At 45.6% G+C, this 18,595-nt stretch carries 22 protein-coding genes; all 22 read left to right on the top strand.

What is annotated here, in order from left to right; genetic code table 11:
* Positions 1 to 3 precede the first annotated feature (3 nt).
* The 22 genes from tnpB to AC4PGZ_RS03955 all read left to right on the top strand — a co-directional run bounded on the left by tnpB (position 4) and on the right by AC4PGZ_RS03955 (position 18,586).
* On the top strand, positions 4 to 1,077 hold the full coding sequence (gene tnpB, locus AC4PGZ_RS03850) for an IS200/IS605 family element RNA-guided endonuclease TnpB (protein WP_492159148.1): 1,074 nt from the start codon (positions 4 to 6) through the stop codon (positions 1,075 to 1,077).
* 152 nt (positions 1,078 to 1,229) lie between these two features.
* Positions 1,230 to 1,736, top strand: a complete 507-nt coding sequence (locus AC4PGZ_RS03855) for a macro domain-containing protein (protein ID WP_492159729.1) — start codon at positions 1,230 to 1,232, stop codon at positions 1,734 to 1,736.
* An 11-nt stretch (positions 1,737 to 1,747) separates the two neighbouring features.
* Positions 1,748 to 2,071: a phosphoribosyl-ATP pyrophosphohydrolase gene (locus tag AC4PGZ_RS03860; RefSeq protein ID WP_492159730.1), complete on the top strand. Its 324-nt coding sequence runs from the start codon at positions 1,748 to 1,750 to the stop codon at positions 2,069 to 2,071.
* Between the two features lie 51 nt (positions 2,072 to 2,122).
* Positions 2,123 to 2,626: a GNAT family N-acetyltransferase gene (locus AC4PGZ_RS03865; protein ID WP_492159731.1), complete on the top strand. Its 504-nt coding sequence runs from the start codon at positions 2,123 to 2,125 to the stop codon at positions 2,624 to 2,626.
* A 117-nt stretch (positions 2,627 to 2,743) separates the two neighbouring features.
* Positions 2,744 to 4,300 carry a glutamate synthase-related protein gene (locus AC4PGZ_RS03870; protein WP_492159732.1) on the top strand — a complete coding sequence of 519 codons (1,557 nt, stop codon included), beginning with the start codon at positions 2,744 to 2,746 and terminating at the stop codon, positions 4,298 to 4,300.
* A gap of 146 nt (positions 4,301 to 4,446) precedes the next feature.
* Entirely contained in the window at positions 4,447 to 5,439 is a 993-nt protein-coding gene (locus AC4PGZ_RS03875) for a metal ABC transporter substrate-binding protein (protein WP_492159733.1), read from the top strand.
* Positions 5,439 to 6,146 carry a metal ABC transporter ATP-binding protein gene (locus AC4PGZ_RS03880; RefSeq protein ID WP_492159734.1) on the top strand — a complete coding sequence of 236 codons (708 nt, stop codon included), beginning with the start codon at positions 5,439 to 5,441 and terminating at the stop codon, positions 6,144 to 6,146. Before AC4PGZ_RS03875 ends, AC4PGZ_RS03880 begins: the two co-directional genes overlap by 1 nt.
* Positions 6,139 to 6,966, top strand: a complete 828-nt coding sequence (locus AC4PGZ_RS03885) for a metal ABC transporter permease (RefSeq protein WP_492159735.1) — start codon at positions 6,139 to 6,141, stop codon at positions 6,964 to 6,966. The genes AC4PGZ_RS03880 and AC4PGZ_RS03885 overlap by 8 nt, the downstream gene beginning before the upstream one ends.
* A gap of 94 nt (positions 6,967 to 7,060) precedes the next feature.
* Positions 7,061 to 7,894 (top strand): P-loop NTPase, encoded by an 834-nt coding sequence (locus tag AC4PGZ_RS03890; protein ID WP_492159736.1) that lies wholly within the window; start codon positions 7,061 to 7,063, stop codon positions 7,892 to 7,894.
* A gap of 89 nt (positions 7,895 to 7,983) precedes the next feature.
* Entirely contained in the window at positions 7,984 to 8,259 is a 276-nt protein-coding gene (locus AC4PGZ_RS03895; protein WP_492159737.1) for a hypothetical protein, read from the top strand.
* Entirely contained in the window at positions 8,259 to 8,741 is a 483-nt protein-coding gene (locus AC4PGZ_RS03900) for a YbaK/EbsC family protein (protein ID WP_492159738.1), read from the top strand. Before AC4PGZ_RS03895 ends, AC4PGZ_RS03900 begins: the two co-directional genes overlap by 1 nt.
* Positions 8,711 to 10,105, top strand: a complete 1,395-nt coding sequence (locus tag AC4PGZ_RS03905; RefSeq protein ID WP_492159739.1) for a deoxyribodipyrimidine photo-lyase — start codon at positions 8,711 to 8,713, stop codon at positions 10,103 to 10,105. The genes AC4PGZ_RS03900 and AC4PGZ_RS03905 overlap by 31 nt, the downstream gene beginning before the upstream one ends.
* 78 nt (positions 10,106 to 10,183) lie before the next feature.
* Positions 10,184 to 11,311 carry an SEC-C metal-binding domain-containing protein gene (locus AC4PGZ_RS03910; RefSeq protein ID WP_492159740.1) on the top strand — a complete coding sequence of 376 codons (1,128 nt, stop codon included), beginning with the start codon at positions 10,184 to 10,186 and terminating at the stop codon, positions 11,309 to 11,311.
* 108 nt (positions 11,312 to 11,419) lie between these two features.
* Positions 11,420 to 11,650, top strand: a complete 231-nt coding sequence (locus AC4PGZ_RS03915) for a hypothetical protein (protein WP_492159741.1) — start codon at positions 11,420 to 11,422, stop codon at positions 11,648 to 11,650.
* A 135-nt stretch (positions 11,651 to 11,785) separates the two neighbouring features.
* Positions 11,786 to 12,277 (top strand): crossover junction endodeoxyribonuclease RuvC, encoded by a 492-nt coding sequence (gene ruvC, locus AC4PGZ_RS03920; RefSeq protein WP_492160244.1) that lies wholly within the window; start codon positions 11,786 to 11,788, stop codon positions 12,275 to 12,277.
* A 24-nt stretch (positions 12,278 to 12,301) separates the two neighbouring features.
* On the top strand, positions 12,302 to 12,895 hold the full coding sequence (gene ruvA, locus AC4PGZ_RS03925; RefSeq protein WP_492159742.1) for a Holliday junction branch migration protein RuvA: 594 nt from the start codon (positions 12,302 to 12,304) through the stop codon (positions 12,893 to 12,895).
* Between the two features lie 36 nt (positions 12,896 to 12,931).
* Positions 12,932 to 13,954, top strand: a complete 1,023-nt coding sequence (gene ruvB, locus AC4PGZ_RS03930) for a Holliday junction branch migration DNA helicase RuvB (protein WP_492159743.1) — start codon at positions 12,932 to 12,934, stop codon at positions 13,952 to 13,954.
* A 4-nt stretch (positions 13,955 to 13,958) separates the two neighbouring features.
* Complete coding sequence (locus tag AC4PGZ_RS03935; RefSeq protein ID WP_492159744.1) at positions 13,959 to 15,404, top strand: SpoIID/LytB domain-containing protein; 1,446 nt, start codon at positions 13,959 to 13,961, stop codon at positions 15,402 to 15,404.
* Positions 15,405 to 15,475: 71 nt separating this feature from the next.
* Positions 15,476 to 16,495: a tRNA preQ1(34) S-adenosylmethionine ribosyltransferase-isomerase QueA gene (gene queA, locus AC4PGZ_RS03940; protein WP_492159745.1), complete on the top strand. Its 1,020-nt coding sequence runs from the start codon at positions 15,476 to 15,478 to the stop codon at positions 16,493 to 16,495.
* Between the two features lie 38 nt (positions 16,496 to 16,533).
* On the top strand, positions 16,534 to 17,655 hold the full coding sequence (tgt, locus tag AC4PGZ_RS03945) for a tRNA guanosine(34) transglycosylase Tgt (RefSeq protein WP_492159746.1): 1,122 nt from the start codon (positions 16,534 to 16,536) through the stop codon (positions 17,653 to 17,655).
* 57 nt (positions 17,656 to 17,712) lie between these two features.
* Positions 17,713 to 17,991 (top strand): preprotein translocase subunit YajC, encoded by a 279-nt coding sequence (gene yajC / locus AC4PGZ_RS03950; protein ID WP_492159747.1) that lies wholly within the window; start codon positions 17,713 to 17,715, stop codon positions 17,989 to 17,991.
* A gap of 91 nt (positions 17,992 to 18,082) precedes the next feature.
* On the top strand, positions 18,083 to 18,586 hold the full coding sequence (locus AC4PGZ_RS03955; protein ID WP_492159748.1) for a gamma carbonic anhydrase family protein: 504 nt from the start codon (positions 18,083 to 18,085) through the stop codon (positions 18,584 to 18,586).
* Positions 18,587 to 18,595 lie beyond the last annotated feature (9 nt).

The raw sequence follows: 18,595 nt of genomic DNA on the forward strand, positions 1-18,595 counted from the left end.
ATTATGCTGAAAGCATACAAGTACAGAATATATCCAGATGCAGAGCAGATGCAGTTCTTTGCAAAATGCTTTGGATGTGTGCGCTTTGTCTACAACCGGATGCTTTCAGACAGGATAGAGCACTACAATCTCACGGGAAAAAGCCTGAATAACACTCCTGCCCAGTACAAATCAGAATTCACCTGGCTAAAGGAGGTTGACAGCCTGGCTCTCGCCAATGCTCAGATGAATCTCAATACAGCATACAGAAACTTCTTCAGAGACAAGTCCAATGGATTTCCAAAATTCAAAAGCAAAAAAAACAATAATTTCAGCTATACCACCAACAACCAGAAAGGAACGGTATATGTTGAAAACGGATACATAAAACTCCCAAAACTGAAGTCACCTGTAAAGATCAGGCAGCACAGAAGCTTTGAAGGAGTAATAAAGTCATGCACAATTTCAAAAGCCCCATCCGGTAAGTATCACATATCCATTCTGGTTGAAACTGAAATACAGAAACTCCCAGCATCGGACATGCGAGTCGGCATAGATGTCGGGATCAAAGATTTTGCCGTACTTTCAAATGGAGAGGCATACAAAAATCCGAAACATCTCAGGAAATCCGAGAAGAGACTTGCCAAACTTCAAAGAGACCTTTCAAGAAAGCAGATAGGAAGCAGCAATCGCAACAAGGCAAGAATCAAGGTAGCGAAGCTCCATGAGAAAATAGCCAACCAGCGAATGGACTTTCTTCACAAAAAGAGTACAGAGATAATACGCAAAAACCAAGCAATAGTTATCGAAGACCTGAAAGTGAAGAATCTCATGAAAAACCATAATCTTGCGAAGTCCATTGCCGAGGTTTCGTGGAGCAGGTTCAGGGAAATGCTGGATTACAAGTCCAGGTGGTATGGCAGGGAGCTCATAATTGCCCCACCGGACTACCCTAGTTCGCAGCTTTGCTCTGACTGCGGTAACAGGTCGAGTCAGACAAAGGACCTGGCCTGCAGAGTATATATCTGTCCAGAGTGCGGTCTTGAGATAGACAGAGATTACAATGCAAGTCTGAACTTGCTGAAGCTGACAATGTAAATACAAGATACAGTGTCAGTCGGGGAGGGTACCGCCCTTAGAGCCTGGAGAATCTTGCTTCATCAGAAGCATTGACCAGGAAGCCCCCACTTCTTAAGTGGTGGGTAGTTCACTACCATATTTTATCGAATATACAAAAAGGGGAAATGACTATGAAACGAATAAGACTTGTGCTGGGAGACATAACCAGACAGAACACAGATGCGATTGTAAACTCTGCTCACGAATCACTTGCGCCGGGCGGCGGGGTATCAGGGGCGATACATGCGGCAGCAGGAAGCGAGCTGGCAGAGGAGTGCAGAGAATTCCACGGACTCAAGGCAGGAGAAGCAGTGATAACAAAAGGATACAACCTTCCTGCAAGATATGTTATCCATACAGTAGCGCCGAGGTGGTATGAAGAAGCTCCGGACAGAGAAGAAAAGCTCCGCGGCTGCTATATCGAAAGCCTTAAACTTGCCGATGAATACGGGCTTGATACCATATCCTTTCCTTCGCTTGGAACAGGTATATTCAAGACGCCTGCAGAAATCGGGGCAAAGATAGCCGTAAAGGCAGTCAGGGATTTCCTTAAGGAAAATAATTCGATTGACTACGTGGTTTTTGTGCTGTACTCAGATAAAGTAATGAAAATATATGAAGAGCTGATCTATCAGTAGAGGAGGATGCTATGAACAGGATAACCTACAACAGGCTTGTGAGGAACAAGATTCCACAGATAATCGAGGCTGATGACAAGGAAGTAGTATATGAGATACTTTCGACAGATGACTACATGACCATGCTTGATGACAAGCTCGGCGAGGAAATGATGGAATATCAGGACAGCAAGGATGTAGAAAAGCTAGCAGACATCCTAGAAGTTGTCTATTCTATAGCAAGGCTGAAGGGCGTATCCCGCTCAGAGCTCGAAGAAATGCGCCAGAAAAAGGCCGAGCAGAAGGGTGATTTCTCAGACAAGATATTCTTGAAGGAAGTCATAATAAAAATTTAGTGAACTTATTAAACTAAAATACTTGATTAAACAAGAAGGAAGATGTATAATATGATATCAAAAACTGACAGGCTATATCTTACGGAGGCTCAGGAATCAGACATAAATATGATAATGGAGATAGAAAACCATAAGGATAACAGGGACTTTATATGGCAGGGGACATATGAGCAGCACCTCAGTGAAATAAACGACGATAACCATCTGCTCCTGAAGTTTGAAAAAGCAGAAGACAGAGGTATAGCAGGCTACTGCCTCATAGGGCTCGACAGGCACTCAGAGAGATTTGAGCTCAGAAGGATAGCGATAACGGAAAAAGGTAAAGGCTACGGACGTGAAGCAATAAAAGCGCTCATGGACTACACATTCACAGAGCTCGGCATGAACAAATTCTGGCTCGACGTATATCCCGACAACAAAACAGGGATAGCACTCTATGAGAGCCTGGGACTGAAAAAAGAAGGAGTGCTCAGACAGAATTACAAGTCAGAGAGAGGCTATCTGGATCAGGTCGTGTATTCTATGCTTAGATCAGAATACATACCGAAAGATTGAAGGATTCATGATGGAGTGTTGGACATAAAGAATTATAAGTTTACTTTACTAAAGGTGTTTTTTCGAAGTAGTGTTTAGATTTGGAAGTTTGGTACAACAAGAAAGGCAGGTATCTAAATGTCGTACAGTCCAGGTTTGGGTAGCAGCATAACAAACACCAGGATGAGGACACCGGATAATGTTTCAGATTTTTCAGGCATGTGCGCAGTATGCTCGATGAGCTGCACAGGAAGCTGCGAGATCGGGCTTTCTGCACTGCGGGGCTCTGAGGCGATATATCCTTATGAGCTCAACAACAACCAGTTTGCATCTGAAAAGAGTTATCCACTTGATTTTTCACACTTCAGCATAAATGGAAGGGTATTCGGGGCAAAAGGCTGTCCGGAGAATGCATATTCGGCGTCCTTCTTTAATGCTGACATAAGCTTTAAATTTGGTACAAGGAGCAAGATTGATCTCAAGGCTCCGATAATACTTCCGGCTATGGCAAAGCTCAACTGGAAGGACTATTTTGCAGGAGCGGCGATGGCAGGCGTGCTTGTTGTCATTGGAGAGGACGTCGCAGGAAAAGACAAGAATCTTGTGATTGAAAATGGAAGAGTGGTCTCAGCGCCTCTCATAGAGGAGATGGTAAATTCCTTCAGAGAGTATTACAGGGGATTTGGAGATATAATCCTGCAGGCCAACTATGACGATGAGCATCTGGGTGTGCTTGACTATGCCGTTTCGGAGCTTGGGGTAAAGTCGGTTGAGCTTAAATTCGGTCAGGCTGCCAAGGGAATACAGGGCCTTGGAAGAGTTAAGACAATCGAAGATGCACTCGCGCTTCAGCAGAAGGATTACATAGTGCATCCCGACCCTTCTGATCCTGCAGTTGCAGCTGACTATGAAAAAGGACTGGTGCCTTATTTTGAAAAGGCGGGAAAACTCCCAATATGGAATGAGGAAATCCTGGCTTCAAGGATTGCATATCTTCGCAGGCTAGGAGCGGAGAGAATACTGTTTAAGACAGGACCGTTTGACACTGAGGACATCATAAGGATACTCAAGATAGCATCTGCAAACGATATAGATCTCGTGACTGTAGATACTGCCGGCGGCGGATCTGGAAATAGCCCGGTAAAGATGATGAATGAGTGGGGAATTCCTGCCGTTTATCAGGAGAGCATATTGTATGATATCCTTAAGAAGATGGAGAGTCGCCATTACAGGCTTCCTGCTGTGGCAATAGCGGGCGGATTTGCGATGGAGGACCATGTATTCAAGGGACTTGCGCTTGGCGCTCCGTATGTAAGGATGGTCGGAATCGGGCGTGCTGCCATGGCGGCCGCACTTTCAGGGAAAAAAGTCGGAGAGCTGATTGAAGCAGGCACTGTACCTAAGGAATATCAGAGATTTGGAAATACGAAGGAAGAAATATTTGGAGATCTGCCGCTGCTGAGAAAAATCTACGGAGAAAGAGCAGATGAAATATCGACTGGGGCGGTTGGCCTGTTTTCATATATAAACAGGATTTCTGACGGGCTAAGGCAGATGATGGCACTCAACAGAAAGTTTGCGCTCGAATATATAGACAGGTCTGACATAATCCCTATGACAGATCTGGCGGCAAGGATATCAGGGATAGACGATCCCAAAAAAGCGGCAGAAAAAGCGATAGATATGTTTGTATAGGATGTTTTGCGGACACGAAAGATATTGACAGATTTGCATATAATGTGGTACTTTAAAATCGGTTAGCTAAAACTAACCGATTATTTTTTACTGACATTTTGTAAATATTGTATTAAAATATAAGTTAGAAGTGGAGGTTTGATTTTATGAAAAAAAGGATACTGATGATAGCTCTGACAGCTGTACTGGGGCTCACGGCATGCAGCAGTGAGACGGCAGGGGTTCAGGCTGACGGCGAGGACGATAAGTTTAAAATTGTTTCCACTGTTTTTCCAGGGTATGATTTTGCAAGAAACATTGCCGGTGAAAATGCCGATGTGTCGCTTCTTCTCCCGCCGGGTACGGAGAGCCACTCATATGAGCCGTCGCCGCAGGACATAATAAAGATCCAGAGTGCGGACCTGTTCATATATGTCGGAGGAGAGTCTGAGGACTGGGTAAAGAGGATACTTGAATCTTCGGACACCGAGGTGAGGACGCTGAGGATGATGGATACTGTAGAGGTATATGAGGAGGAAATCGTAGAGGGCATGCAGCATGATGAGGATGACCACGAAGGTGAAGTGCACAAAGGTGAAGATGCGGATCATGACGGTGATGATGACCATGGGGCGTATGACGAGCATGTATGGACGTCTCCTGTAAATGCCATAAAGATAAGCCGGTCCATATCTGACGCGCTTTCTGAGGCAGATCCTGAGAACGCTGAGGAGTATGCAAAGAACAACGAAGCCTATGCAGCAAAGCTGAAGGTTATTCATGAGGACTTTGTAGAGTTTTTTGACACTGTGGACAACCGGCTGCTTATTTTCGGGGACAGGTTCCCGCTCAGGTATTTTGTTGAGGAATACGGCCTGGATTACTATGCGGCGTTTCCTGGATGCGGATCTGAAAACGAGCCGAGCGCGGCGACTATTGCATTTCTTATAGACAAGGTAAAGGAAGAAAACATAAAGACGGTATTTCATATAGAATTTTCGAATCACAGGATATCTGACAGCATAGCAGAGGCAACGGGCAGCAGCGACGTGCTTTTTCACACCTGCCACAACGTTTCTAAGGAAGAAATGGATGCGGGAGAGGATTATATATCTCTGATGAGTCAGAATCTTGAAAGGCTGAAAGGGGCAATGGACTAATGGCGTTAATAGACTGCAGGGGTATAAGTCTTTCGTATGAGAACAATGTGGTTATTGCAGGCCTTTCCTTTAAAGTGAACCAGGGCGACTATATTTGCATCGCCGGAGAGAACGGATCTGGAAAGAGCACTTTGCTAAAGGCTATGCTTTCACTCAAGGACCTTTCGGGAGGAGAGATCGTCTTTGGAGACGGACTGAACAGGAATGAGGTCGGATATCTTCCTCAGCAGACCGAGATCCAGAAGGACTTTCCTGCGAGCGTGTGGGAGATAGTTCTGTCCGGATGCCTCAATTCGAGGGGCCTCAAGCCTTTTTATTCGAAGAAGGACAGGGAAAAGGCGAAAAGGAACATCGAAAAGCTCGGAATAGAGCATCTGATAAAGGCTCCCTACAATGAGCTTTCGGGCGGCCAGCAGCAGAGGGTGCTTCTTGCAAGGGCGCTTTGCGCGACAAAGAAGATACTGCTCCTTGATGAGCCGGTTTCGGGCCTGGACCCTCTGGTAACGGGGGAGCTGTACCAGATAATAAAGGATATAAATGATGAGGGAATAACTATAGTAATGGTATCTCATGACATAAAGACTGCGGTAAAGTTTGCTTCTCACATACTTCACCTGAGAAACAAGTCGGCGTTCTTCGGAAGCCGTGACGAATACCTCGAAAGCAGCGAATACAGGGTTTTTGCGGGAGGTGCTGACATTGACTGATATATTCATGGAGATGCTCTCCTATCCGTTCATGATGAGGGCTATAGTCGTGGGAGTGCTGGTTGCGCTCTGCAGCTCGCTGCTTGGAGTGAGCCTGGTGCTCAAGCGATACTCGATGATCGGGGACGGGCTTTCTCACGTGGGGTTTGGTGCGCTTGCGATTGCTACCGCCACAAACTGGGCTCCGCTTACGGTTTCGATACCTCTGGTGCTTGCGGCGGCGTTTTTTCTGCTCAGGCTGAGCGAGGACAGCAGGATAAAGGGTGATTCGGCCATAGCGCTGATATCGACAGGTTCGCTTGCCATAGGGGTCATGGTCATATCCATGACATCCGGGATGAACATAGACGTGTACAACTACATGTTCGGGAGCATACTTGCCATAAACAGCACGGACGTTATACTGAGCGTGATACTTTCATCTGTGGTGCTGGTGCTCTATCTGTTCTTTTATTCAAGGATATTTGCGGTTACCTTCGATGAGAGCTTTGCAAAGGCGACTGGCATAAATGCCGGGATGTACAACATGCTGATAGCGCTCCTTACGGCTGTCACTATAGTTCTCGGGATGAGGCTTGTCGGAGCGCTCCTCATATCGAGCCTGATAGTGTTTCCGGCTATAACCTCAATGAGGCTCTTCAAGAGCTTCAGGTCAGTTGTGATATCATCGGCCGTCATTTCGGTGGTGACATTTCTTACAGGGATAATGGCATCTTATATATATGCGACTCCTGCGGGAGCAAGCGTGGTCACTTTTAATATAATACTGTTTTTCGTCTTCTCATTCACCGGGTATGTGACAAGGAGGAACCGGGTTTAGGTGTTGACATATGCTTTAATCGGAGTATAATTGAAATGTATGGGGCATATGCCCAAAACTCGGAAGCAAAATTCAATAATGAGGAGATAACAATATGAGTGAAAGCTGTACACAAAACTGCGGGAGCTGTTCAAAAGACTGTGGGGACAGAACTTCAAAATTCAATGACTTTGCAGAGACTCCGCACGATCTCAGCAACATAAAGAAGGTAATAGGAATAGTGAGCGGCAAGGGTGGCGTAGGAAAATCACTTGTCACATCTATGATGGCGGTTACGATGCAGAGAAGAGGCCATAATGCGGCGATTCTTGATGCTGACATAACGGGTCCTTCAATTCCAAAAGCATTCGGAATAAAGGAAAAGGCTTATGCGACAGAGGCGGGGCTGTATCCTATAAAGAGCAAGACCGGCATAGACGTTATGTCTGTAAATCTTCTTCTTGAAAAGGACAGCGATCCTGTAGTATGGAGAGGACCGGTAATAGCCAATGCCGTAAAGCAGTTCTGGACTGATGTAATCTGGGAAGATGTGGATTACATGTTCATAGACATGCCTCCTGGAACAGGCGACGTACCGCTTACTGTATTTCAGTCTATAAGAGTGGATGGTATAATCATAGTTACTTCTCCACAGGAGCTTGTTTCCATGATAGTGACAAAAGCTGTGAAGATGGCGGAAATGATGGAGATCCCTATAGTAGGCCTTGTTGAGAACATGTCATACTTCAAATGTCCTGACTGTGATGTTCAGCACAAGATATTTGGAGATTCGAACATCGAAAAGATAGCAGAGGCTCACAACTTGAAGGTGCTTGCAAAGCTTCCTATAAATCCTCAGTTTGCGGCAAGCTGTGACAGAGGCATGATAGAGCTCTTCAACGGAAACTGGTTTGACGAGCTTGCAGAAAACCTTGAGAATAATTATTAAAAAATTCTCATAATAGTGATATAATATAAATATGTAAAGCCTCTCAATATGAGAGGCTTTTTTTAAGGCTTGCTGCAGGGGAGGAATTTATGGCAGAACTTTTTGAAGCGCTTATGGTCATAAGCTTTGGGATATCATGGCCGACTTCTATACTGAAATCGTACACATCAAGGACGGCAAAGGGAAAGAGCCTGGTATTCCTGTTGTTTATTTTTATAGGATATGGATTTGGAATTGCATCAAAGCTGATTTCTGACAGGATATCTTATGTTTTCATTTTCTACATAATCAATATGTGCATGGTATTTATAGATATAATTCTTTATTTCAGAAACAGAATGATCGACAGAAAGGGAGATATGTAATGGCTATAGAAAAGGCAAGAAAGCATCTTGAAAAATGGAATATGGACAAAAATGTTATGGAGTTTGAGGTATCCAGCGCTACGGTAGAGCTTGCGGCTCAGGCGCTTGGCTGTGAGCCTGCAAGGATAGCAAAGACGCTTTCGTTCAGAAGCGGTGAGGGCTGCATGCTCATAGTATGTGCGGGAGATGCAAAGGTAGATAATGCCAAATACAGAAAGCAGTTTGAGATGAAGGCCAAGATGCTGTCGGCTGATGAAGTGGCAGACATGGTAGGACATGAGGTAGGCGGAGTCTGTCCTTTTGGGGTAAATGAAGGAGTGGCCATATATATGGACGAGTCCCTGAAGCGCTTTAAGACTGTGTTTCCGGCATGCGGAAGCTCAAACAGCGCCATAGAATTGACTGTGCCGGAGCTTGAGAAGATGTCTCACTCCCTCGGTTGGGTGGATGTATGCAAGGGCTGGGAAAGCGAGGAAGCATGATGGAGCAGGAGCGCATAAGATATCTGAATCATCAGGAAGTAAAGGACAGGCCCTATGTGATTTACTGGATGCAGAGCTCGCAGAGGGCAGAGTACAACCACGCCCTGATATATGCTATAGATGAGGCAAACAGGCTGGGCAGAGACCTCGTAGTTTATCTTGGAATAACGGACAGCTATCCAGAGGCCAATCTGAGGCATTACAGCTTCATGCTGGAGGGGCTCAGCGAAGTCAAAGAGACTCTAAGAAGCATGAACATCCGAATGGTGATATGCAGGTGCTCTCCTGAAGACGGCATGATAATGCTGAGCAGAAAGGCCGCCCTTGCGGTGACTGACATGGGCTACATGAGGCATGAAAAGGCATGGAGAAAAAGGTGCGCGCAGATAATAGACTGCCCGCTCGTGCAGGTGGAGACGAATGTCATAGTCCCTGTTGAGGCTGCCTCGCCAAAGGAGGAGTACTCTGCTGCGACTCTGAGAAGGAAGCTCGAAAAGCTTAAGGACCGCTTTATTGTCCTGCCTGAGGAAAATATGTATGAAGGAAGGTATGTTGATGAGGACCTCATATCCGAGCTTGATATCTCAGATACTGCTTCAGTGCTGGCTCTGCTTGACATTGACAGGTCTGTCGGCTTATCGGAGAGCTTTCGGGGAGGAACCTCTGAGGCAAAGAAGCTTCTAGATCATTTCCTTGAGGAAAAATTCCTTTATTACGGTCCAAAAAGAAACGAGCCTTCGCAGGACTGGTGTTCGAATCTGAGTCCATATCTTCATTTCGGCCAGATATCGCCGCTTTACGTTTATATAAGGGCGCTCCATCACGAAGCTGCAGACCCGGATTTTGCAGAATCCAGGAAATCATTTCTTGAGGAGCTTTTCGTTAGGCGTGAGCTGGCCATGAATTTTGTGCATTACAACGAGAATTATGATTCCTGTGAATGCCTTCCTGACTGGGCAAAGAAGACGCTGTCAAAGCACATGGCTGATCTAAGGCCTTACACATACACGAGGGAGCAGCTTGAAAATGCGCTTACTCATGATGAGTACTGGAACGCGGCGCAGACTGAGCTTGTGAAAAAAGGCAAGATGCAGGGTTACATGAGGATGTACTGGGGAAAGGAGGTGCTTGAGTGGAGCAGCTCTCCACAGGAGGCGTATGAGACACTTCTTTATCTCAACAACAGGTATGAGCTTGACGGAAGGGACCCAAATGGCTATGCGGGAGTTGCCTGGTGCTTTGGAAAGCATGACAGGCCCTGGGGCGAGCGGGAGATATTTGGCAACGTCAGATACATGGCATATTCCGGACTCAAGCGTAAATTCAGCATGGACAGATACGTCGAAAAGGCAAACAATTCTTGACAAACCGCTTCTTTATCATTTATATTAAAATGTATGTTAAAAAATGACGTTCGAAATAGAAATGAGAGGAAGCCAATAATGAGTAACAAACCGTTAAGCCTTAAGGAAGGCAATTCTGATTTTACGATTTCCAGAATGCTTTCTGAGAAAAACGTAACCACCCTTAGAAAGATTGCAAAAAGCTGCAAGATAAAGGGATACAGCAAGATGAAGAAAGACGAGCTCGAAAGCTGTCTTGGAGGCGTGATTTGTGAAAAAGAAAGACTGCCGGAATCGTTGTATTTATTAGATAAGAAAAAATGGATGCTTTTCACGGAGCTTGCTTCTGCGCAGTGCCTCGAGCTTGAGGATAAGCTGTATGAAGCTGCAACGTATCTTGAGAATCTTGGACTGGCATTCAGATTTGCAGAGGGCAAGGCCAGATATGCCGCAGTTCCTTCTGAGATAAGAGAAGCCTTCGGCGAGATATGCGATGAAGATTTTATGAAAAAAAGGGAAAATCTGTCGCTTTATGATGACTATGCCAACGCTGCAATGGCGCTCTATGGCCTGGTAAGATCCGATGAGCTGACTGAGCTTTTTGAGAGCCTCAGTGGAAGAACGGGTGAGTCACAGGCACTTGCAGATTCGGTAAGATGCTTTGCAGAAAATGGGGCGGATTACTGCATATATCAGGAATATGTAGCGAGCAGAGCCTTTGAAGAACATGATTTTGAAGATGTGCAGAAATTCGCGGACATAATATACTCTGTGCCAAGATATACTCCCGACGAGAAAGAATTCCTCAGATACTCAGGCTATGATTATTATGAGGTTACGCCTCAGATAGATGCACTCAGAAAATACCTTGTTGAGGAGATGAAGATCGAAGCCTTTGTGGCAGGTTTTATAGTGGATGAGATCCATCATCTGAGCGCAGTGCAGGGCAAGCCTCAGGAATTCGTCGATGTATTCAACAAATACAGGATAATCAAGAAAGAAGAGCAGATATATGAGCTTATGAATCTCGTGCACGAGGTAAGCATGAACACGAGACTCCTTGGAAACCACGGACACACCATGGCTGAGATCATGGAGCTCAGAGGAGAGACTCCGGATAACAGGACTGAATGGAAAAAAGTCCCTGCATCCTCAGAAAAGATCGGAAGAAATGAGCCATGCATATGCGGAAGCGGCAGGAAATACAAAAAATGCTGTGGAGCATAATTTAAATTATAAAAACTATTTAAATTATTTAGATTTTGTAGTAAAATATAAATAATTAACAGAGCGGCTTATAATTTTGATCAAATCATTGACCTGGGGGGATGCTGAGTGAAAGAAAAATATGATCTGGTAGATAATTTACAGGTGGATCCTGAAAAAATCATCTGCAGGAACTGCAGATTCAAAAGCAGCGGGATGAAGATAAACAGGGGAGAACAGCAGTATACTATGTGTTTTTGCGAGAAATACGTATATCCGAACACCAAACCGGCAAAGATTCTGTTTGAAAACGGCGGCTGCGCCTTCTTTCAGCAGGAGCAGGACAGGCAGAGAATTTAAGAATTAACAAATTCAAGATTTTACACAGAGAAAGCTTTTTCAGGGGCTTTCTTTTAGTTTGCAAAAACAGTGAAATAATTATATAATATAGGGATAAGAATGATCTGGTCTGACAGCCAGAGGCAGGGAGAAGAAATGATAGTACTTGGAATAGACCCTGGGCTTGCTATAGTGGGTTATGGAGTGATAGAGCATGTTGGAAACAGATACACAGTACTTGACTATGGGGTAATAAACACTCCTGCAAAGACCAGCTATGCTATAAGGATAAAGATGATCTATGATGCTATGCAGACTCTGCTCAGTACATATGACATCGACGAGGTGGCTATCGAGGAGCTCTTTTTCAACAAGAATACCAAGACAGCCATAGATGTAGCTCAGGCGAGAGGCGCAATAGTGCTCTCATGCATGAACAATGATCTTAAGATATTTGAATATACGCCGCTTCAGGTGAAACAGGGGATATGCGGATACGGAAGGGCCGACAAGAAGCAGGTCCAGAGCATGGTAAAGAGCCTCCTGAACCTGAAGGAGATACCAAAGCCTGACGATGCGGCCGATGCGCTTGCCATCGCGCTTGGACATCTCAGCACGAGGAGATTTTCTGAAATGTTCAGAGTTTAGGATCAGGATGATTAAGGAGACAATATGTTTGGATATATAAAGGGTACGGTAACAGAGATTTTTCTTGATTATGTCATAATAGAGAATTCGGACATCGGATTCAAGCTCTCGACATCGCAGTTCACCAACAGGAAGCTCGAAATCGGGAAAGAGGCGAAGCTCTACACAAAGCTGAATGTAAGAGAAGATGACATATCGCTGCTCGGATTTGCGGACAGGAGAGAGCTCAAGATGTACGAGCTTCTTAACAGCGTATCCAAGGTGGGACCGAAGGTGGCTTTTTCAGTGCTTTCGACATATGACACCGATTCGCTGCAGGCGATAATAAACAATTCGGATGCCACGCTTCTGTCAAAGGCTCCGGGGGTAGGAAAAAAGACCGCTGAGAGGATAATACTCGAGCTCAGGGACAAGGTAGACAAGAAGGCTGTAGGAATGCAGCCGAGCATATACAACATATTTGAGGCAGATACGGATGAGGCGCTTGAGGTGCTGATGAGCCTCGGGTTCACCAAGATCGAAGCTTCCCGCGCGGTGGAGTCTGCAAAGGCTGAGAACCCGGCGTCTGATACGAGCGAGCTCATAAAGTTCGCGCTTGGAAAGCTCAGCAAGATTTAATGAGAAAAACAGTTAAATGCAAAGTATGGAGGCGCAATGTTTGGAGGAGTAATGTTTGATGAGGACAGACTGATAAGTTCTTCTTATCAGAGAGATGACAATGAAATTGAAAATTCGCTCAGGCCAAAGTCCCTTGATGAATATATAGGCCAGACTCAGGCAAAGGAACAGCTGGACATATTCATAAAGGCTGCAAGGTACAGAGGAGAGCAGCTGGACCACGTGCTTCTTTATGGACCGCCGGGGCTTGGAAAGACAACGCTCTCGGGAATAATAGCAAATGAGATGGGAGCAAACTTTAAGATAACCTCGGGGCCGGCAATCGGGCATTCGGGAGATCTTGCTGCCATACTCACCAATCTCATGGACAATGACGTGCTTTTCATAGATGAGATACACAGACTGAACAGGACGGTAGAGGAGATACTTTACCCTGCAATGGAGGACGGGTGCCTGGACATCATAATAGGAAAAGGCCCTTCAGCCAGATCTATAAGGCTGGATCTTCCAAAATTCACGCTCGTAGGGGCAACCACGAGGAGCGGAATGCTTACATCTCCGCTGAGAGACAGGTTTGGGGTAATACTCAATCTGGATCTTTATGGCAATGATGACCTGTTCAAAATAATATCAAGATCTGCAGGCATACTGGGAGTCGAGATAGACTCGGATTCAGGTATGGAGCTTGCGAGAAGGTCAAGAGGAACCCCGAGGATCGCCAACAGGCTCCTTAAGAGGGTAAGAGACTATGCCCAGGTAAGGGGAGACGGCACGATAACGCTGGATATTGCAAGAGATGCCCTCACGATGTTCCAGGTCGATGAGGAAGGCCTCGACATGGTAGACAAGAGGCTTATGCTCACTATAATAAACAAATTCGCAGGAGGCCCTGTCGGAGTCGAGACTCTCGCCGCATCTGTAGGTGAGGACAGGGAGACCATAGAAGAGGTATATGAGCCATATCTTATCCAGAAGGGATTCCTCAACAGGACCCCAAGAGGAAGAATGGCGACTGAGACAGCCTATGATCATTTTGGGATAAAGAGAGCGAGGGATTAAGTCTATGTCTGATAAAAGATCATCTGTTTTTTCGCTTATACTGGCATTCATGCTGGTTTTTGCTGTGAGCCCTTCTTTATCAGAGGCTCAGAGCAGATATGACAACAGCTTTCCAGTCAGGGTGGGGATATTCTACGGCTCCATCTCAAAAAGCACATATTCTGTTTCAGGCAGCAGCCTCGAGGTATATGATGCCTCAAATAAGGTGATTGAAACGGATTCAGGCACTCTGACAGCTTCTGTCTGCCAGCAGATATATACAAGCTCCAGTGCAGAAAGCTCTTTTGAATCTGCCCGCAAATCCGCAGAGAAATACGGCGTCGATGCCCTTGTCTATTATGACAGGGGAAGCTTTTATGCCGGAAGCAGGAGCACTTCTTCGGATCTCACTCCTTCCAGCGGCTCAAAGGTGATCTTCGTGGTGGAAGGCGGCTCAGCTGTTGCGGTTGAGGGAAGCAAAGACATCTATGTTTGCTCGGATGACGGCGTGACATATCTTGGAAGCTCAGCCTACAGAGGAAAGCTGAATTTCTACATTAAGGGATCAGCCCTTCATGCGATAAATGAAGTTGGAATGCAGGAATATCTCTACGGCGTGGTGCCAAAGGAAATGGTATCGAGCTGGGAGCTTGAGGCCCTCAAGGCGCAGGCTATAGTTGCAAAGAATCATGTTATAACAAATTACAGCAAGCATACCTCAGACGGATTCAATGTCTGCAGCACCACTCACTGCCAGGTTTACGGAGGATACAGCGCAGAGCAGCCAAAGACCAACAGGAGCGTCGATGAGACCGAGGGCATGATAATGACCTACAGGGGAGCTCCGGCAGAGGCGTATTTTCACTCCAGCAGCGGCGGCAGGACTGAGGCCATAGGGAACATGTGGAACTATTCCCTTGACTACATGACCGGGGTAAAGGATCCTTATTCCACAGGAACGCCTTATGACAGCTGGGAGGCAAACATGACGTCTTCGGAAATCGAGCAGGCTCTGCTCAGCCGTGGATATGATGTGGGCACGGTCGTAGGAGTAAAGATACTCGAGGTTTCGGAGAACGACAGGGTCATGAAGCTTGGGGTGCTTGGGACAAAGGGAATGAAGATCCTCGAAAAGGATTCTATAAGGATAGTGCTTGGATCATCAAAGTTCAGGAGCACATACTTTACGCTTAAGTCAACATCAGGCAGCGTGGCGGTATCACGCTCAAATGACATCGGCATAAGAGACAGTGGCCTGAAGAATACATTTGACAGGCTGGACAGCTTTGTCAGCGACAGGATTTCTGATGTATCCCAGGATTTTGTCTCAGGAAGCTCATTTGTCTTCAGCGGGAGAGGATTTGGGCATGGGATTGGGCTGAGCCAGTACGGAGCAAACAACATGGCGAAGGAAGGCTACGGCTATAAGGAAATCATAAGCCACTATTTCAGCGGCGTGACAGTTGGATAGGCACGCTGAATCTGACAGCTGCATTGGAATTATTAAATATAAATACATGATTAAGGAATGGATAATATATAGTGAATACAAAAGATTTTTATTATGATCTGCCTCAGGAGAGGATCGCGCAGGTTCCCCTGAAGGACAGGAGCAAGTCCAGGCTTCTGGATTTTGACAAAAATACAGGAGAAGTAAGGCACAGGATATTTGAAGATATAGTGGAGGATTTTGGCGAGAACGATGTGCTGATCCTCAACAACACGAGGGTGCTTCCTGCCAGGATGTTTGGCGTGAAGGAAGAGACCGGGGCGAAGATAGAGATACTTCTCACAAAGAGAATGGATCTAAAGACCTGGGAGGTCATGGCAAAGCCTGCAAAGAGGCTCAAAAAGGGCTCAAGGGTTAGATTTTCAGACAAGCTGTGCGCAGAGGTTATTCAGGAGCATGAGGAAGGCCTCAGGATACTCGAGTTTGAATATGAGGGCGTTTTTGAGGAGATAATCGATGAGATAGGAACGATGCCTCTGCCGCCTTATATAAGAGAAAAACTCTCTGATCAGGAGAGATACCAGACTGTATACTCAAAGGTGAAGGGCTCATCGGCGGCGCCTACAGCAGGGCTTCATTTCACTAATGAGATTCTTGAGAGGCTTGAGAAAAAAGGCGTGCAGATAGAATATGTGACCCTTCATGTAGGGCTTGGGACATTCAAGACGGTTTCAGTGGAGGATGTTGAAAACCACACTATGCACAGCGAATATTACAGGATAGAAGAAGACGCAGCTCAGCGTATAAATCTTGCTAAATCCCAGGGGAAAAAGATAACCTGCGTCGGAACTACAAGTGTAAGGACGGTCGAGTCTGCAGCTGTTGACGGAAGGCTCGAAAAGCTTGAGGGGGAGACTCAGATATTCATCTACCCTCCATATGAGTTCAAGATAGTAGATGCCCTTGTTACAAACTTCCATCTTCCGGAGTCTACTCTGATAATGCTGATTTCGGCATTTTCAGACAGGGAGAAGATTCTCAGCGCATACAGGATTGCTGTGGAAGAGGAGTACCGGTTCTTCAGCTTTGGAGATGCCATGTACATCCATTAGAAAACAAGAATAAAATTGATTTAAATTAAGGAGAGAAAATGCCAGCAATAAGATATGAACTGATAAAGACCTGCAAGCAGTCCGGAGCGAGGCTAGGAAAGCTGTACACGCCTCACGGGGTAATTGATACGCCTATATTCATGCCGGTTGGCACACAGGCGACCGTAAAAGCCATGACGCCTGAGGAGCTCAAGGAGATGGATGCGAGAATAATACTCTCAAACACTTATCATCTCTACATGAGGCCGGGACACAAGCTTATTGAGAAGGCAGGCGGCCTTCACAGCTTCATGAACTGGGACAGAGCCATACTGACTGACAGCGGAGGATTTCAGGTATTCAGCCTTGGAAACCTCAGAAAGATAAAGGAAGAAGGCGTTGAGTTCAGGTCACACCTGGACGGCTCAAAGCACTTCATCAGCCCGGAAAAGGCGATAGAGATACAGAACTCGCTTGGCGCGGACATAATAATGAGCTTTGACGAGTGTGCGCCGTATCCGGCGGATTATGATTATGTAAAGAAGTCGATGGAAAGAACGTCGAGATGGGCAAAGCGTGGACTTGAGGCTCATCAGAGACCGCATGACCAGGCTCTTTTTGGAATAATCCAGGGCGGGATGTACAAGGACCTGAGATATGAGTCTGCGATGCAGCTAATAGACATGGATTTCCCGGGATACTCCATAGGAGGGCTTTCGGTAGGAGAGCCTAAGGACATAATGAACGAGGTGCTCGAGAATCTTACGCCTCACATGCCTGTTCACAAGCCGAGATATCTCATGGGAGTAGGCAGCCCTGATGACCTGATCGAAGGAGTAATAAGGGGAGTGGACATGTTTGACTGCGTGCTTCCTACGAGGATAGCCCGAAACGGCACTGCGCTTACATCAAGAGGAAAGCTTGTCGTGAGGAATGCGACTTATCAGGAGGATTTCACTCCGATGGATCCTGATTGCAACTGTTATGCATGTCGCAATTATACGAGAGCATATATAAGGCATCTGGTAAAGGCTGACGAGATCCTTTCCTCAAGACTTATAACTATCCACAATCTTCATTTCCTGCTTAATTTAATGAAAAACATAAGAGAAGCCATCATGGAAGACCGTCTGCTTGATTTCAGGAGAGATTTCTTTGAAAAGTATGGTTATAAACTATAGATTTATGATGCAAAATGTAGTATCATCTAAGTAGAAGTACATTTTAAGGAGGATAAAATGGGAGCACAGCAAATTGTAAATCTGGTAATACCTTTGGGGTTTCTTGTAGTATTTTACTTTTTACTTATAAGACCTCAGCAAAAAAGAGACAAGGCAATAAAATCCATGAGATCATCTCTCAAGCCAGGTGACGAGGTTGTCACTATCGGAGGAATTGTCGGAAAGATAACTAAAGTTACTGATGACACTGTTACTATTGAGGTTGGAGCTGACAAGACTCGAATCATCGTAGAAAAATGGGGTATCGGAAAAATGAATGGCGATAAAGTAGAATAATCTGAGATATGACTGATTTTCAAAAATCTTCTGCTTTTGCAAAGTGGAAGATTTTTTTAGATAAGAAAACAATTAAAACGGAGGTCGTGAAATGATCATTGAGTTTATGGGAGATACCCCTGAGATATCGGAAAAGGCGTTCTGTGCGCCGGATGCGGCAATAATTGGAGATGTAAAGATAAGCGATGATGCCAGCGTATGGTTTGGCTCTTGTCTGAGAGCTGACAACAACAGTATTTTTATAGGAAAGGGAACAAATATACAGGATCTGTGTGTACTCCACGTGGATGATGATACTCCGGTACATATTGGAGAGAATGTAACCGTTGGACACAGCTGCATAATACATGGAGCGAAGATTGAGGATAATGTGCTTGTGGGAATGGGCTCAGTGCTGATGGACGGTGTAAGGGTAGGCAGGGACACTATAATAGGTGCAGGCTCGCTGATACCGGCAGGAAAGGATATACCGTCAGGAGTGCTTGTGATGGGAAGGCCTGCAAAGGTAGTAAGAGAGCTTTCTCAGGAGGAAATCGAATCTATCACCAGATCGGCGGTAAATTATGCGGCCAAGTCAAAAAAATATATCAGATAAGGAGTCTTT

The organism is Proteocatella sp. QWL-06 (genome assembly GCF_058684135.1).